The sequence below is a fragment of the Alteriqipengyuania sp. genome (genome assembly GCF_964222115.1).
Taxonomy (GTDB): Bacteria; Pseudomonadota; Alphaproteobacteria; order Sphingomonadales; family Sphingomonadaceae; genus Alteriqipengyuania.
In genome coordinates, this window is sequence record NZ_CAXQBM010000023.1 from 2,501 (window position 1) to 18,161 (window position 15,661).

The 15,661-nt window shown below is 64.6% G+C and carries 13 protein-coding genes and 1 pseudogene; 7 read left to right on the forward strand and 7 right to left on the reverse strand.

Going from position 1 to position 15,661, the window contains the following annotated elements; all coding sequences use genetic code 11:
* The first annotated feature begins 66 nt into the window (after positions 1-66).
* The 5 genes and pseudogenes from ACEQXE_RS04245 (at position 67) to ACEQXE_RS04265 (ending at position 7,247) form a co-directional block, all read left to right on the forward strand.
* A complete protein-coding gene (locus tag ACEQXE_RS04245; RefSeq protein WP_370177710.1) occupies positions 67-1,164 on the forward strand; it encodes a glycosyltransferase family 2 protein in 1,098 nt (365 codons plus the stop codon).
* On the forward strand, positions 1,161-2,618 hold the full coding sequence (locus ACEQXE_RS04250; RefSeq protein WP_370177711.1) for a lipopolysaccharide biosynthesis protein: 1,458 nt from the start codon (positions 1,161-1,163) through the stop codon (positions 2,616-2,618). Before ACEQXE_RS04245 ends, ACEQXE_RS04250 begins: the two co-directional genes overlap by 4 nt.
* Before the next feature lie 82 nt (positions 2,619-2,700).
* The gene (locus tag ACEQXE_RS04255) at positions 2,701-3,741 is read left to right on the forward strand and encodes a retroviral-like aspartic protease family protein (RefSeq protein WP_370177712.1); all 1,041 of its coding nucleotides are present in this window, start codon (positions 2,701-2,703) and stop codon (positions 3,739-3,741) included.
* Between the two features lie 76 nt (positions 3,742-3,817).
* Positions 3,818-5,635, forward strand: a pseudogene (locus tag ACEQXE_RS04260) (ABC transporter ATP-binding protein/permease).
* Positions 5,636-5,735: 100 nt separating this feature from the next.
* A complete protein-coding gene (locus ACEQXE_RS04265) occupies positions 5,736-7,247 on the forward strand; it encodes a SulP family inorganic anion transporter (protein ID WP_370177803.1) in 1,512 nt (503 codons plus the stop codon).
* A gap of 4 nt (positions 7,248-7,251) precedes the next feature.
* Here the strand turns inward: ACEQXE_RS04265 and ACEQXE_RS04270 are convergent, their stop codons facing one another.
* From ACEQXE_RS04270 to ACEQXE_RS04285, 4 genes are all read right to left on the reverse strand, one after another.
* Positions 7,252-7,569 carry a YdhR family protein gene (locus ACEQXE_RS04270; protein ID WP_370177713.1) on the reverse strand — a complete coding sequence of 106 codons (318 nt, stop codon included), beginning with the start codon at positions 7,567-7,569 and terminating at the stop codon, positions 7,252-7,254.
* Positions 7,566-8,867, reverse strand: coding sequence for an ATP-dependent protease ATPase subunit HslU (gene hslU / locus ACEQXE_RS04275; protein ID WP_370177804.1), 1,302 nt, complete (start codon positions 8,865-8,867; stop codon positions 7,566-7,568). The genes ACEQXE_RS04270 and hslU overlap by 4 nt, the downstream gene beginning before the upstream one ends.
* Before the next feature lie 96 nt (positions 8,868-8,963).
* Positions 8,964-9,524 carry an ATP-dependent protease subunit HslV gene (gene hslV / locus ACEQXE_RS04280; protein WP_370177714.1) on the reverse strand — a complete coding sequence of 187 codons (561 nt, stop codon included), beginning with the start codon at positions 9,522-9,524 and terminating at the stop codon, positions 8,964-8,966.
* A gap of 54 nt (positions 9,525-9,578) precedes the next feature.
* On the reverse strand, positions 9,579-10,046 hold the full coding sequence (locus tag ACEQXE_RS04285; protein WP_370177715.1) for an outer membrane protein assembly factor BamE: 468 nt from the start codon (positions 10,044-10,046) through the stop codon (positions 9,579-9,581).
* Positions 10,047-10,238: 192 nt separating this feature from the next.
* Between ACEQXE_RS04285 and ACEQXE_RS04290 the strand changes: the two genes are divergently transcribed.
* A complete protein-coding gene (locus ACEQXE_RS04290) occupies positions 10,239-10,760 on the forward strand; it encodes a ubiquinol-cytochrome C chaperone family protein (RefSeq protein WP_370177716.1) in 522 nt (173 codons plus the stop codon).
* Complete coding sequence (locus ACEQXE_RS04295; RefSeq protein ID WP_370177717.1) at positions 10,757-11,305, forward strand: DUF177 domain-containing protein; 549 nt, start codon at positions 10,757-10,759, stop codon at positions 11,303-11,305. Before ACEQXE_RS04290 ends, ACEQXE_RS04295 begins: the two co-directional genes overlap by 4 nt.
* A gap of 13 nt (positions 11,306-11,318) precedes the next feature.
* Here the strand turns inward: ACEQXE_RS04295 and ACEQXE_RS04300 are convergent, their stop codons facing one another.
* From ACEQXE_RS04300 to ACEQXE_RS04310, 3 genes are all read right to left on the reverse strand, one after another.
* On the reverse strand, positions 11,319-12,890 hold the full coding sequence (locus ACEQXE_RS04300) for an ABC-F family ATP-binding cassette domain-containing protein (protein ID WP_370177718.1): 1,572 nt from the start codon (positions 12,888-12,890) through the stop codon (positions 11,319-11,321).
* 315 nt (positions 12,891-13,205) lie between these two features.
* Complete coding sequence (gene ssb / locus ACEQXE_RS04305) at positions 13,206-13,727, reverse strand: single-stranded DNA-binding protein (protein WP_370177719.1); 522 nt, start codon at positions 13,725-13,727, stop codon at positions 13,206-13,208.
* An 89-nt stretch (positions 13,728-13,816) separates the two neighbouring features.
* Positions 13,817-15,661, reverse strand: coding sequence for a ferrous iron transporter B (locus ACEQXE_RS04310; protein ID WP_370177720.1), 1,845 nt, complete (start codon positions 15,659-15,661; stop codon positions 13,817-13,819).

The following is a 15,661-nucleotide window of genomic DNA, read 5'->3' on the forward strand; positions in this document are numbered from 1 at the left end:
TCGCACCGGAATCGCCGATCATGGCAAACCTATCTTTACCCCGTTGCGGGTAAGGCATTCGCGATAATGAGTGCACCCTCGCCCTTCCCCGCAGCCAACCGGCCCGATCGGCGCGATCCGCATGCGCGCCCGCGTGTGGCCGTGATCGTGCCCGCCTTCGGTGTCGCGCACTTGGTTGGCGATGCTCTTTCATCGGTCCAGTCGCAGACTTTCCGCAATTGGGAATGTGTGGTGATCGACGACGGCGCGCCGGACGACGTGGCTGGAGCTGTCGAGCCCTTCCTTGTCGATTCGCGCATCCGGATGATTCGCACCGACAACCACGGGGTCAGCGCAGCACGAAATGCGGCGATCCAGTCTGCGCGTGCTCCGCTCGTCGCGCTGCTGGACGGCGACGACCTATACTATCCGGACTACCTCGAGCAGATGACTGCCGAAATCGAGAGCCATGCGGGCTCAGCGCTCGTGACCTGCAACGCACGCCTCTTCGGTGCGATTCCCGAAGGGGAAAGCTTCGCGCAGAACAATGGCAGGGCGGGCGCCGCGACACTCGCGGCCGTTCTCGACCGCAGCTTCGATGTCTATATCGGATCGATGTTTCGGCGCGACGACTGGGCGCGCGTGGGAGGATTCGATCCTACGATGAGCCATTCGGAAGATTTCGACTTCTGGGTGCGGCTGATGATCGACCACGGGGATGCGCGTTACCTGGACGAGCCGCTGGGACAATATCGTATCCGGCCCGGCTCGGCCTCATGGAGCGAGCTGAAGATCCTGTACGGTAATGCCCACGCCTATAGAAAGGCGATGGCGCTGCTGAGTGATCGGGAGGAAGGCCGTGTCGCCGAACGCATGCTGGCCCAGACCGAACGGCAGATTGCGAGACTGGAGGCAATCGCCCGCGTAGAGGGCGGAGCAACCGGACCGGCTCTTGAGGAATTGCGCAGCCATTCGTCCGATCTGCGCAGCCCGGTGTGGCAAACCTCCTTCCTTGTCTGGCGCGTCTTGCCGGCGCTGGCCGCGCCCATGCTGAGATGGCGGCGCGAGGCCAATGATCGCCACTATGCCAAGGGTGACGTGTCGCCCCAGCGATTCGCGCCTGCCACTTTCCGTGGCATGGGCCCGCTTGGGCACCAGCCCCAGACAGCGGGAGCGGGCGCATGAGCTTCGTCGATAGTGTCCGCTCGGCCATCGCATGGCGATCGGGCAGCCAGATCATCGCGCAGGTTATCACATGGAGCGTGACGCTCGCCGTGGTGCGCATCCTCGATCCGGGCGACTACGGCCTGTTCGCGATGGGGCAGGTGGTCATCACCTTCCTGTCGTTCCTCAACGGATACGGGTTCGCGAGCGCGTTGATCCAGCGCGAGACGATCGACCGCCAGCTGATCCGCCAGACATTCGGCATGCTGATCCTGGTCAACTGCATCCTCGCCGCGACCCAATACGCACTCGCGCCCATCGCGGCAGAATATTACCACCAGCCAATGGTGGAGGACCTGCTGCGCGTGCAGGTGCTGCTGTTCCTCTCCGTGCCGTTCGTCGCGATGCCCGAAGTGCTGCTGATGCGCGAACTGGATTTCAAAAAGCCCGCGATGGTCAATGTGGTGGCTGCGCTGGTATCTGCCGCCGTCGCGCTCACCTGCGCGCTGGCGGGCATGGGCGTCTGGTCGCTCGTCTGGGCACCCATCGCGCTGTTCTGGACCCGCGCCATCGGCCTGACCTTTGCTGCACGCTGCCTCGACTGGCCCAGCTTCGACTTTCGTGGGAGCAAGCACCTCTTCACCTATGGATCATGGGTGCTCGCGAGCCACTTCTGCTGGACCATTGCGACGCAGGCCGACATCTTTTTGGCTGGCAATAGGCTTGGCGCACACCAGGTCGGCCTCTATGCGGAGGCGATCTTCCTCGTCACTATTGTGACCGCGCGGTTCATCCCGCCGCTGAACGATGTCGCCTTCCCCAGCTTCGCGCGACTGCAGTCCGATCGCGAGGTGCTGGCGCGCGCATTCCTGAAGGCGGTGCGGCTGATCATGCTGGTGGTGAGCCCGATCTTCCTCGGCATGCATGCCGCAGCCGAGCCGCTGGTGCTGACAGCCTTCGGCCCGAAGTGGGGCGAGATGGCGCCAATCGTCTCGCTGCTTGCGCTCGCGATGCCCGCGTTTACGGTCTACATCCTGTTCTCTCCCGCCTTCAATGCCATCGACCGGCCCGACCTTTCGGCCAAGACCAGCGCTGTCGTCGCCGTCATCCTGATCGGCGCATTCCTGTTCGGCCTTTCCGGCGGGGCGATGGGACTGGCAAAGGCATGGGTCCTCGCCAGCCCCGCGCTCCCCCTTGTCGCACTGGCGATGGGTGGCCGGGCCTTGCGCATTGACCTGCGCGGACTGATCGCCGCTATCACTCCGGGGCTTGGTGCGGCCTGCGGCATGACGCTGGTCGTGCGCGGCGTTGCTACAGCGCTGCCCGGTCTTGCGCCACCGCTCGAACTGGCAATCCTCGTGACCACGGGCGCCTGTGCCTATTTCTCGATCATCTATACCCTGCGACGCGATATGCTGGTCGAGATCGTGCGACTGGTCATCAAGCGACAGGCACCGCCCGTCCCCGCCGCTTAGGCCTCACGCAACAGCGGGCTTTTTTGGAGGAACCGGCGGCAAGTGGTATAACCCCTCTCATAAAAAGAGAGAGGACCGCGGTATGGCTTTCAGGCACTTCGCGAAACTGGCATTCGCTGCCACTTCCCTCACGCTGATCTCGGCGCAAGCGCCGCCGCAAGCCAAACAGGTCGAGATCGACGCTCCCCCGGTGGCCGAAGTTCTTCCCGAGACTCGTGCGGACAGCCTTGCAGCACCAGCGGCGGAACCCGTGCCCGAAATCGCACGTGTCCGCCTGAGCGGAGACGGCAATGACCGGCTGACCGTGCCTGTACGCATCGGTGAGAACGGGACCTACCCGTTCCTGATCGATACTGGATCGCAAGGCACCGTGGTGAGCGACCGGCTGGCGCAGCGACTCGCCATTCCGCAAAGTGGCCGGGTCACGATTGTCAGCACCGCCAGCATGGAGCAGGTGTCGACCGTCAGGCTCCCACAGCTTGGCTTCGCCAACCAGACCATCCCGCCGATGGACGCGCCGATGCTGGGATTCGACCACCTTGGAGTGGACGGGATACTCGGCCTCGATGCGTTGCAGGACCTGCGCGTGCTGATCGATTTCCGTCGCGGTCGGATGGATGTCGCCAATGCGAGGGACGACAAGCCCGATGGGCGTTTCGATATCGTCGTTCGCGCGCGGCGCCTGAAGGGGCAGATGATCATCACGAATGCCGAGATCGACGGGGTTCGCACCGCCGTGATCATCGACACGGGCTCGCAGATATCGATCGGCAACGCCGCGCTGCTCGACCGGCTGGGGCGGCGCGAGCGTGGACGGGTCATGGGTATCGACGTGCTCGGCACGCGCTATCTCGGCCGGGTGTCGATCGCCCGGCAGGTCAGCCTGGGGCGGCTTAGCCTCGGCAACCTGCCGATCGCCTATATCGACAGCCCCGCTTTTTCGGAACTCGGCTTTACCGACGAGCCCGCGATGCTGCTGGGCGTGGGCAACCTGCGCCAGCTGGACCGCATCGCGATCGACTTCGTGCGCGAATCCGTGCTGTTCGACGTGCCCGACGATATCATGCGCCGTCAGGTGCCCACGATACTCGACCGGCGACGGAGCTATACGACCGACCTTTAGCGGGCCGATCTGCAAAAGGCCGATCTCTCGCAAGCGCTTGTGCTAACGAACTGGCGTGACCACATGCTGGCCCGCGATGGGACCGGCGGCAGGCAACATAAAGGACGATAAACGGGGCCAGCCCGAGGGCTGGCATACGCTGCGAAGGTTCCTGCCCTACCTGTGGCCGAAGAACCGGACGGACCTGCGCCTGCGCATCCTGGCCGCGCTGGTCCTGGTGTTGGTCGCAAAGGGCACCACCCTCGCCCTGCCATACGCCTATCGCGCCGCAGTCGACTCGATGACCACGCCCGCCAACACGGCGGCCATGGTCGCGATCTCCTTCGTGGTCGCCTACGCGGCGGGACGCTTCGCCAGCGTCGCCTTCGACAATATCCGCAACATGGTGTTCGAGCGCGTAGGCCAGGACGCCACCCGGCAGTTTGCCGAAGACGTGTTCCGACGGCTGCACCAGCTCTCGCTACGCTTCCACCTTTCGCGCCGCACGGGCGAGGTCACCAAGACGGTCGAGCGCGGGATCAAGAGCATCGATACGATGCTCTATTTCCTGCTGTTCAACATCGCCCCCACCCTGATCGAACTGATCGCGGTGGCGGTGATCTTCTACCTCAATTTCGGGCTCGGCCTAGTGGCCGCAACCGCAGTGACCGTGGTCGCCTACATCATCGTCACGCAAGTCATCACCGAATGGCGCACCAAGCTGCGGCGCGAGATGAACGATCTCGACGGGCACGCGCTGGCCCGCGCGGTCGATTCGCTGCTGAACTACGAGACGGTCAAATATTTCGGCGCCGAGGCGCGCGAGCACGAACGCTACGCCAAGGCCGCGCGGCAATATTCCGAGGCGGCGATCAAGTCCGATTCCTCGCTCGGCCTGCTGAACATTGCGCAGGCGCTGATCATGAACCTGCTGATGGGCGGCGCGATGGCCTACACCGTGTGGGGCTGGAGCCGCGGCGACCTCACCACGGGCGACCTCGTGTTCGTGAACACCTACCTCGTGCAGCTCTTCCGTCCGCTCGACATGCTGGGCTTCGTCTACCGCACGATCCGGCAGGGCCTGATCGACATGGCCGCGATGTTCCGGCTGATCGATGCCGATGTCGAGGTGGAGGACATGCCCGGCGCACCTGCCCTGCATATCGCGCAGCCATCCATCACCTTCGACAATGTCCATTTCGGCTATGACGAGGATCGCCAGATCCTCCACGGGCTCGATTTCGAGATCGCTGCAGGAGAAACCGTGGCACTGGTCGGCCCGTAGGGTGCGGGCAAGAGCACCATCGCGCGGTTGCTGTTCCGGTTCTACGATCCGCAAGCGGGCCGCATCCTGATCGACGGGCAGGATATTGCGCGTGTGACACAGGAAACCCTGCGTGCCCAAATCGGCATCGTCCCGCAGGATAGCGTGCTGTTCAACGACAGCATCGGTTATAATATCGCCTATGGTCGCGCGGGAGCCGATGAAGCGGATATCCGCGAAGCTGCGCAAGGTGCCGCCATCCTGCCCTTCATCGATGCCCTGCCCGAAGGCTTCGACACGCAGGTGGGCGAACGCGGACTGAAACTGTCGGGCGGAGAGAAGCAGCGGGTCGCCATTGCGCGCACGCTGCTGAAAGACCCGCCTATCGTGATCCTCGACGAAGCGACCAGCGCGCTGGATTCGCGAACCGAGCAGGAAATCCTTGGCACGCTGAACCGCGTGGCACGCGGACGGACCACACTGGCCATCGCACACCGCCTGTCGACAATTGCCGATGCGGACCGCATCCTCGTGCTCGATAATGGCAAGCTTGCCGAACAGGGTCGCCACGCAGACCTGCTTCGCCGCGATGGCCTTTACGCAGAAATGTGGGCGCGCCAGCAGGCCGAGCAGAGCGAAACGCCCACCTGACATGCCCTGCGGGTTGTGCTGCAGCGCAGCATGGTGCACGGGGCACCGCTCACGCTGAAAGACTGGAAGCAAACCTATGACCGCCCCGACCGGCGCAGCCATGCACGCAAGCAAAATCGCCCGCTGGAAAAGCGAATGGTTCGGCAATGTCCGCGCCGATGTGCTCGCGGGCATCGTCGTCGCGCTGGCACTGATCCCGGAAGCGATCGGCTTCTCGATCATCGCGGGCGTCGATCCGCGTGTAGGCCTCTATGCCTCGGTCGCGATTGCGATGGTGATCGCCTTCACCGGCGGGCGACCGGGCATGATCTCGGCCGCTACCGCTGCCGTCGCCGTGGTGGTAGTGCCGCTGGTCCGCGATCACGGGGTCGAATATATCTTCGCCGCGACCATCCTGATGGGCATCTTCCAGGGCATCGCCGCCCTGCTGAAGCTCAACCTGCTGATGCAATTCGTCAGCCGTAGCGTCATCACCGGCTTCGTCAACGCGCTCGCAATCCTGATCTTCATGGCCCAGCTGCCCGAGCTGAACCCGAACAACGAAGGCGTGACCTGGCTGACCTACGCGATGGTCGCTGCAGGCCTCGCAATGATCTACCTCGTCCCCAGGCTGACCACCGCGATCCCCAGCCCGCTGGTCGCCATCGTGGTGTTGACCTGCCTCTCCCTGTGGCTCGGCTCGCCGGTCAATACCGTATCCGACATGGGCGAGCTGCCGCAGGGCCTACCCTTCTTCATGCTGCCCGACGTGCCGCTGACGTGGGAGACGCTCACCATCATTGCGCCGTACTCGCTTACCATGGCTGCGGTCGGACTGCTCGAATCGTTGCTGACCGCGCAGATCGTGGACGACATGACCCACACGGGCAGCGACAAGCGCCGCGAAAGCGCAGGGCAAGGCGTGGCCAACATCGTCGCCGCGCTATTTGGCGGCATGGGTGGCTGTGCGATGATCGGCCAGTCGGTCATCAACGTCACCTCCGGTGGGCGCGGACGCCTTTCCACCTTCGTGGCAGGCTTTGCACTCTTGATCCTGCTCAGCGTGCTCGGCGGCATCGTGGGCCAGGTGCCGATGCCCGCGCTGGTCGCGATCATGATCATGGTCAGCATCGGCACGTTCAGCTGGAACTCGATCCCCAACCTGCGCGTGCACCCGTGGCAAAGCTCGATGGTGATGTTCGTTACTGTCGCGGTGGTGGTCGCCACGCACAACCTCGCCATCGGAGTGCTGGTGGGCGTGCTGCTGTCGGGCATCTTCTTCGTCCAGAAGGTGATGCACATGTTCGAGGTCACGCGCACGAAGGAAGGCGAGACCGCGACCTATACCGCGCGTGGAGAGATCTTTTTCGGCAGCGTGGCCCGCTTCGAAGCGGCGCTGGGACCGGAAAGCCTGCGCCCCGATCCCGCCGACCACGTCATAATCGATGTGACCAAGGCACACTTCTGGGACATCTCGGCCCTCGGCGCGCTCGACAAGGTGGTCGAAAGGATGCGGATGCATGGCCGCAGCGTGCAGGTGGTGGGGCTCAACGAAGCGAGCGCCGATCTGGTGGACCGCCACGGCGTGACCGACCGCACCGGCGTGGAAATCGGGCTGGCGCCGCATCCGTAAGCGTTCAGCCGGTTCCGGTTACCGAGTGAAGATTGGCATAGACTTCGCGGCGAACCTCGCTCGCCTCGTAAGTCTGCGCAATCGCCTTAGCGAGCGGTGACGAGAGATAGGCGTCGAGCGAGGGCCTGTCCTCGAAGACATAGGCCCCGCAGATATCGCCGGTTTCCTCGTCCAGACCGAACCGCTTTTCCACGAGGCCGTGCACGTCATCGAATGAGCCGAAGCGTTCCGACATGCGGCGGATCAGCTCTTCCTGCCCAAGGTCCGAAGTGATCCTGACGAACAGGATGTGCTGGCCCGCAGAGGAATCCTCCCCGGTCACAGGATATACTTGCTCAGGTCCGTATCGCGCGAGAGCGTTTCGAGCCGTTCGCGCACATAGGCAGCGTCGATGGTGATCGTTTCGCCCTCGTGCTCTTCGGCCTCGAAGCTGATTTCCTCCAGCAGCCGTTCCATCACGGTCTGCAGGCGCCGCGCGCCGATGTTCTCGACCGCCTCGTTCACCCGTGCGGCGATCTTGGCAACCTCGCGCACGGCTTCGTCGGTGAAGTCGAGCGTGACCTTCTCGGTCCCGATCAGCGCTGTATATTGCTGGACGAGGTTGGCGCGCGTTTCCGAAAGAATCCGCACGAAATCCTCCTCGGTCAGCGCGCGCAGCTCGACCCGGATCGGCAGCCGGCCCTGCAGTTCGGGCAGCATGTCGGACGGTTTGGAGACATGGAACGCGCCGCTCGCGATGAACAGCACATGGTCGGTCTTCATCGGCCCGTGCTTGGTCGCCACGGTGGTGCCCTCGATCAGCGGCAGCAGGTCGCGCTGCACGCCTTCGCGGCTGACCGAGCCCCCGCGCACATCGGACACTGCAATCTTGTCGATCTCGTCGAGGAAGACGATCCCGTTGGTCTCCGCATTCTGGAGCGCGACGCGCGCCACATCGTCCTGGTCCATGCGCTTTTCGGCTTCCTCGTCGACGAGGCGGTCCCACGCATCGGGAACGCGCAGCTTGCGGCGGCTGGTGGGCTTCTTGCCCATCGCCTTGCCGAACATGTCCGACAGGTCGATCATGCCGACATTGCCGCCCATGCCGGGAATATCCATCGTGGTCGCCGGCTGGTCCTGCAGTTCGATCTCGACTTCGACCTCGTTCATCGAATTGTCGACGATCCGCTCGCGGAAACTCTGGCGGGTCGCTTCGGAGGCGCTGTCGCCTACCAGCGCATCGAGCAGCCGTTCCATCGCAGCTTCGCTGGCAGATTCGCGCACCGCCTCGCGCCGACGGTCCTTCTCCAGCCGGATCGCCTCCTCCACCAGGTCGCGCGCAATCTGTTCGACATCGCGACCGACATAGCCGACCTCGGTGAACTTGGTCGCCTCCACTTTCACGAAGGGCGCTTCGGCGAGGCGGGCCAGGCGCCGCGAAATCTCGGTCTTCCCGCAGCCGGTCGGGCCGATCATCAGGATATTCTTGGGCGTCACCTCGTCGCGCAGGTCCGGCCCCAATCGCTGCCGGCGCCAGCGGTTGCGCAGCGCCACGGCAACCGCGCGCTTGGCATCCTTCTGGCCGATAATGTGCTCGTCGAGGGAGGCGACAATCGCCTTTGGGGTCAGATTTTCCATGATGTGCTTTTGAAACCTATCCGTTCGGTTCGAGCGAAGTCGAGAACCGCCCGCGCCATCGTGTCTCGACTTCGCTCGACACGAACGGGCGGGGCAATCCTAAACCGTTTCGACCGTCACCTGGTCATTGGTGAAGACGCAAACCTCGGCCGCCACAGCCATTGCGCGGCGGGCGATCTTTTCCGGGTCTTCCTCGTAATCGGAGAGCGCGCGGGCAGCGGCGAGCGCGTAATTGCCGCCCGAACCGATCGCGGCAATTCCGCCTTCGGGCTCCAGCACGTCGCCATTGCCGGTCAACACCAGCAGCACGTCCTTGTCCGCCACCAGCATCAGGGCTTCGAGATTGCGCAGGTACTTGTCCATGCGCCAGTCCTTGGACAGCTCCACTGCAGCGCGGGTCAACTGTCCGGAATACTGCTCCAGCTTCTTTTCCAGCCGGTCGAAAAGAGTGAAGGCATCGGCCGTCGCGCCGGCAAACCCGGCGATGACATGGCCGTTCTCACCGATCCGGCGGACCTTCTTCGCATTGGGCTTCATTACCGTGTTGCCCATGGAAACCTGCCCGTCGCCCGCGAGCACGGTTGTGCCGCCCCGCTTGACGCCGATGATGGTGGTACCATGCCACTGTTGAAGGCCGTGGCTAGCCGCGTGATCGCTCATGTGGCGCGATATGGGGCGTAGCAGCGCGCTATCAAGCGCTGCCGAGCGCAGACCTTAGCCGCCCCCGCCCGTTCCACCGGCACCCGGAGCGCCGACCGTGCCGATATTGCCGAACAGATCTTCCAGGAAACCGCGTTCGCGGCCCAGGGTCGGCGTCTGGTCGCCATCGGGGCGCAGGTAGACCACGTCGTCGATGCCCTTCTGGTCTGCGGCGACCACATTGCCCGACGCATCGAAGCTGACCGCGAGCACGGTGTGGCTTTCGATCCGCGGGCGGACGAAAGGTTTGCGCGCGGTGATGCTGGATACGTAATACCAGGTTTCCGGCCCGAACTGGCTGGAGAATGTCGGCCGACCCAGCGTCGCCTGCACCGATTGCTGGTTGTCGATGCCCGGCTGCACCAGGCTGAACAGGCGGGTGTCGATAACGTAGCCGCGCGATTCGCGGATCGATGAACATCCGCCTGCAGACACTGCCAGCCCCAGCAGAACCACCGGTGCGATAGCCTTCACGATCCGCATAAACTTTCAAACCTTCTTCGCAAATTCGGTGCGCGCCCTTCCGTGAAAGGTCGCATACGCTATATCGTGGCGCGAGCCTTACGACCTCGCCCGCTCCCGCGCAATGGCACCGGCACCAGTACCTTGTGATCGGGCGCCGGGGCAGATGTGGCGACACCGCTTGAATTGCTGCTGAATGAAGGAAATAGCCCGATGTCCCTCCTCAATCGCCTGCTCGGCACCCGCGAGGATCCCCGCGAAGCGTGGCGGCCGCTGTGGCACGCGCTGGTGGGCATCGCGCGCGAAGAGCACTGGTATGCGCAGCGCGGGGCCGCCGATACGCTGGACGGGCGGTTCGACATGGTCTCGATGGTGACGGCCCTCGCGATGCTGCGGATGGAAACGGTGGAGGATGGGGTCCCCGCGGCAGCCCGCCTGACCGAGCTGTTCGTGGAAGACATGGAAGGCCAGATGCGCGAAGCCGGTATTGGCGATCCCACGGTGGGCAAGATGATGGGCCGGATGATGGCCACGCTGGGCGGCCGGGCAGGCAGCCTGCGCGATGCACTGGCATCGCCCGAAGACGCACTGCTGGCAGAGGTTGTCTCGCGCAATATGCACCTCACGGAAGACGAGCACGCTCCCGCGCGGATGGCCGAGGGCCTGCGAGCGCTGCATGGCGACCTCGCCCGGACCGATTTCGAGATGCTGCGGGGCGGAGCAATCGCACGATGAGCGAAGCTGTGCCCGCTCCCGAGTTTCCGCGGCCGATCTCCTTGCGGCAGATCGTCGGCCATCCGGTAGCGCTGGAGGCCAGCGATGCCGAGCGCTTGGCACTGGCGAAAAGATTCGCGATCACGTCGGTCGATCGGCTGTCGGCACAGGTGTCGCTCGACCGCAAAGGCGACCGGATCGATGCCCAAGGGACGCTCGTGGCCGACATCGTGCAGGCCTGCGTTGTCTCGGGCGAGGATTTCCCCGTGCATATCGAGGAGGATATCGGGGTGCGCTTCGTCCCCGAAGGCTCCATCCATCCCGCGCTCCAGAAGGACGGAGAGATCGAGATAGAGCTCGATCACAGCGATCTCGACGAAATCGAATATGCCGGAGAGACCTTCGATCTGGGCGAAGCGGTCGCGCAAAGCCTGGCGCTGGCGATCGATCCCTATGCGGAGGGCCCGAATGCAGACGCCGCGCGCAAGAAGGCGGGTATCGTCAGCGACGATGCGCCTTCCGGGCCATTGGCAGAAGCGCTGGGAGCCGCGCTCAAGAAGGGTTAGATCTCTGCGGGAGTCACACTGCAAAGTGCCTCTCGATACCGATGCGCTCCAGGAAAGCCGCATCGTGGCTCACCACAAGAAGCGCTCCGTCGAAACCTCGCAAGCCGTCTTCCAGCACTTCGAGAGATTCGATGTCGAGATGGTTGGTCGGTTCATCCAGGATCAGCAGCCAGGTTGGCGTCGCGCCTGCCAGCGTCACCGCCAGCGCTGCCCGCAAGCGCTCGCCGCCAGACAGCGTGCCAACTGTGCGCAGCGCATCGCGATTGCGAAACGCAAAGCGCGCGCACTGCGCATGGGCGCTTTCCTTATCCAGCTCGGGGTGATGGGCCCGCAGATTATCAAGGATGCTCGCCTGCGCATCCAGGACCGTGAGGTGCTGGTCGAGCATCGCGATCCGCTCCTCCGCCCGGTACGCCTCGCCCGCGACAGGATCGAGCAGACCCGCTGCAATCCGCAGAAGCGTCGTCTTGCCCGCACCATTGGGCCCGGTCAGCACAACGCGCTCCGGCCCGTCGATCCGCAAGGTCCACGGGCCCAGCCGACGGTTTCCGACAACCGCTTCCACCCGGTCCAGCGTGAGCACCCTCGCCCCGGAGGGCAGACCGCTGGCGGGCATGTCGATCGTGAGCGGGGTCACGATTTCGACTTGGGCTTGCGCCTCTTCCCTGCGTTTCGCCGCTTCGGCGATCTGCCGGTCGCTCGTCGCTTGATCGCGTCCATCGGTGTGCTCAGCACGCTCGGCCCGCGCGTCGAGCACCATCTTCGGTTCCGATCTTTTTGCGGCCACCGCTCTGCCCGCCTTGTCGCGCCGTGCCTTCACCTCGCGCCGTTGCTGCGCCGCATGTCGCGCTGAGCGAAACACAGCATCGGCGCGCTCGCTCTCTTCGAGGACACGCTGCCGCTCGGAATCCCGCGCGCCTTCGAAGGCGGACCATCCGCCGCCAAAGCTGCGGACACCGACAGGCGTCAGCTCGACGATCCGATCCATATTTTCGAGCAGCGCGCGATCATGGCTGGCGACCAGCACGCCGCCTCGCCAATCCCGGACAAGCGCCGCAACAACCTCGCGTCCGACCGCATCGAGGTTATTGGTCGGCTCGTCCAGCAGGAGAAGGTCGGGTGCTTCCAAGCGGACGCGAGCAATACCAATGCCGGTCCTCTCTCCGCCTGACAGGGTACCGATCCGCCGGTCCAGCGGCATGGCGGGCAATCCGACGGTTACGAGCGCAGCCTCGATCCGCTCTTCAAGAGACCAGTCCGCGTGGGCGAGATCGTCCGGCATGCCCTCGCCTGCCAGCACGCGGCGCAGCGTCGCGACACGATCCTCCACGCCCAGCGCGCGGGCAATCGTGAACTCTGGCGGCAGGTCCTGCTGCAGCATACCGGGCGTGCCTGAAGCGTGGATAGTGCCGGCCGCAGGCGGTGCCGCCCCTGCGATCATGTTCAACAGGGTCGACTTGCCCGAACCGTTACGCCCGACGAGGCCGACGCGCTCGGTAGCGATCGACAGGGTCAGGTCATGGAAGAGCGGGCGGCCGTCAGGCGTGCGGGCGGATACGGAATCGAGTGTGAGGAAGGGAGGCATAAGGTACCGTTACAGAGATCGAGACAAGGCGGTTCGCGTTGCTGATCCTGGTGTTCACGGCACAATTCCTTCTTTGCTCGGCCTGAATGTATGGCGTGGCGGAACGTGACGCAACCGGTCGCCGCGCGGGCGAGAACCGATTACGCTGTCCTACACGGTCGGCGTGCGGCATGATGCGCGCCGCTCTTTGAGGTCGTCGCATAAAAAAACCGCCCCACTTCAAGCAGGGCGGTCTTTCACTCTTAGACACTGTGTCAGGTGTGTCAGGGGCCTGTCGCCGCCAACGACTTCTATCCCGGCTCAGAACGGCCCGACCTAGAACGGGATATCGTCTTCCAGATCGTCGTAGTTGGCGCCGCCACCCGAGCTTGCGCCGGACGAGCCGCCGCCAACCTGGTTCCAGCCGCCCTGGTCGCCACCGGAGCCGCCACCCGAACCGCCGCCGTAGCCACCACCGCGCTGGCCGCCGCCACCGCCGCCGCCCTGCGCACCGTCGAGCATTGTCAGCGTGCCGTCGAACCCGCGCAGCACCACCTCGGTGCTATAGCGATCCTGCCCGTTCTGATCCTGCCACTTGCGGGTCTGCAGCTTGCCTTCGATGTAGACCTTGCTGCCCTTCTTCAGGAACCGCTCGACCACATTGACGAGGCCTTCGGAGAAGATCGCGACGGAGTGCCACTCGGTCCGCTCCTGCCGTTCGCCGGTGTTGCGGTCCTTCCACTGCTCGCTGGTCGCGATGCGCAGGTTGGCCACCTTGCCGCCGTTCTGGAAGCTGCGGATTTCCGGGTCTGCACCCAGATTGCCGATCAGCATGACCTTGTTGAGGCTGCCCGCCATGATTCGTATCCCTTCGTGTCTGTTGGGAACGACCTATCGAATGGGGCGCACCGGGGCGAGTCAAGAAAGCGCCGATGTGAACAGGCTCGCTACAGGCCCAGCGCCACCGCGCTCCAGTAGGTGATCCCGGCGAACACGTAGGCCAATGCGAACAGGTAGCCGAGCATGAAGAGCGGCCATTTCCAGCCATTGGTCTCTCGCCGGGTCACCGCAATGGTCGACAGGCATTGCGGCGCGAAGACGAACCACGCGAGGAAGGCGAGCGCGGTCGGCAGGCTCCAGCGTTGAGACAGCGTGCTGGCGAGCCCTTCGGCTTCGGCCTCCTCGTCCTCCGCATCGATGGCGTAGGTCGTGGCGAGCGAGGCGACTGCCACCTCGCGCGCGGCCATCGCCGGGATTAGCGCAAGGCTGATCTCGCGGTTGAAGCCGATCGGTTCGAGGACGACGTTGAGCCCGGTGGAAATCTGCCCGGCGAAGGATGCATCGAGCTGGCTCTCACCCGGCTCGGCCTGCGGGAAACTGAGTAGCAGCCACAGGATTACCGTGGCGGAGAAGATGATCGTCCCCGCGCGGCGCAGGAATACCCACGCGCGCTGCCACAGGCCTATCAAGATATCGCCCACGCTCGGTAGCTGGTAGCGGGGCAGTTCCATGATGAAGCCGGTCGCTTCGCCCCTCGTCAGCGTGCCGCGCAGCGCGAGCGCCACGATCAGCGCCGCGACGATACCGGCAAGGTAGAGGCAGAACATCACAAGGCCCTGCAGGCCAATCCCCGGCGCGACATCGCGCGCTGGAATGAACGCCGCGATGATGACGGCATAGACCGGCAAGCGCGCCGAACAGGTCATCAGCGGCGCGATAAGGATCGTGGTCAGCCGGTCCTTCGGGTCGGCAATGCTGCGCGTCGCCATGATCCCGGGAATGGCGCAGGCGAAGCTTGAGAGGAGCGGAATGAAGCTGCGGCCCGACAGGCCCACCCCCGCCATCAACCGGTCCATCAGGAAGGCGGCGCGCGCCATGTAGCCGGTCGCCTCCATGATCAGGATGAACAGGAACAGGATGACGATCTGCGGCAGGAACACGACGACCGATCCGACGCCTGCGATGATCCCTTCGGTCAGCAGGTCGCGCAGGAAGCTGGCCGGCATCGCGCCTTCCACCCACGCGCCGAGCGCCCCCGCCCCGCCGTCGAGCGCATCGGTCAGCGGCGCGGCCCATGCGAACACGGCCTGGAAGATGACGAACAGCAGCACCAGCAGGATCAGCGGACCGATCCAGGGATTGAGGAGCACGCTGTCCACCCGGTCGCCAATGCGGCGCGCGGCGGAGGTCTGGTAGACGACCGCTTTCGCAATCGTGCGTGCCTCCAGCCGCCTCTCGGTCGCATCCATCCGGGGGCGGTCGACAGATGTGCCGATTTCCGCACGCGCCGAGGCAATAGCCGCCCTGATCTCGTCCAGCCCTCGCCGCCGCACCGCAACCGTCTCTACCACCGGCACGCCGAGCGCTTGCGACAGCGCCTCGACATCGAGCTTCAGCCCGTCCCGCTCCGCCATGTCGACCATGTTCAGCGCGACGATGGTGGGCTTGCCGATCGCGAGCACTTCCTGCGCGAAGACAAGATGCTGTTCGAGGTTTCCCGCGTCGAGCACCAGCACCAACACGTCCGGCTCAGCCTCACCGGGAAACTCGCCATGTACGACCTGCCGGGTCACATCCTCGTCCGGGCTGGAGGCATCGAAAGCGTAGGCGCCGGGCAGGTCGATCACTTCCGCCTGTGTCCCGTCGGGAAGTGCGAGCAGGCCCGCGACCCGTTCCACTGTCACACCCGGATAGTTCGCGATCTTCTGCCGCGCGCCGGTCAACTTGTTGAAGAGTGCGCTCTTGCCCGCATTCGGGTTGCCGAGCAGCGCGACCCGGAAAGTCTCTGCCAC

Excerpts from the sequence above, each read along its gene's own strand:
- ACEQXE_RS04245 (WP_370177710.1), top strand. The coding sequence starts at position 67 with ATGAGTGCACCCTCGCCCTTCCCCGCAGCCAACCGGCCCGATCGGCGC.
- ACEQXE_RS04250 (WP_370177711.1), top strand. The coding sequence starts at position 1,161 with ATGAGCTTCGTCGATAGTGTCCGCTCGGCCATCGCATGGCGATCGGGC.
- ACEQXE_RS04255 (WP_370177712.1), top strand. The coding sequence starts at position 2,701 with ATGGCTTTCAGGCACTTCGCGAAACTGGCATTCGCTGCCACTTCCCTC.
- ACEQXE_RS04265 (WP_370177803.1), top strand. The coding sequence starts at position 5,736 with ATGCACGCAAGCAAAATCGCCCGCTGGAAAAGCGAATGGTTCGGCAAT.
- hslV (WP_370177714.1), bottom strand. The coding sequence starts at position 9,524 with ATGAGCGATCACGCGGCTAGCCACGGCCTTCAACAGTGGCATGGTACC.
- ACEQXE_RS04285 (WP_370177715.1), bottom strand. The coding sequence starts at position 10,046 with ATGCGGATCGTGAAGGCTATCGCACCGGTGGTTCTGCTGGGGCTGGCA.
- ACEQXE_RS04290 (WP_370177716.1), top strand. The coding sequence starts at position 10,239 with ATGTCCCTCCTCAATCGCCTGCTCGGCACCCGCGAGGATCCCCGCGAA.
- ACEQXE_RS04295 (WP_370177717.1), top strand. The coding sequence starts at position 10,757 with ATGAGCGAAGCTGTGCCCGCTCCCGAGTTTCCGCGGCCGATCTCCTTG.
- ACEQXE_RS04300 (WP_370177718.1), bottom strand. The coding sequence starts at position 12,890 with ATGCCTCCCTTCCTCACACTCGATTCCGTATCCGCCCGCACGCCTGAC.
- ssb (WP_370177719.1), bottom strand. The coding sequence starts at position 13,727 with ATGGCGGGCAGCCTCAACAAGGTCATGCTGATCGGCAATCTGGGTGCA.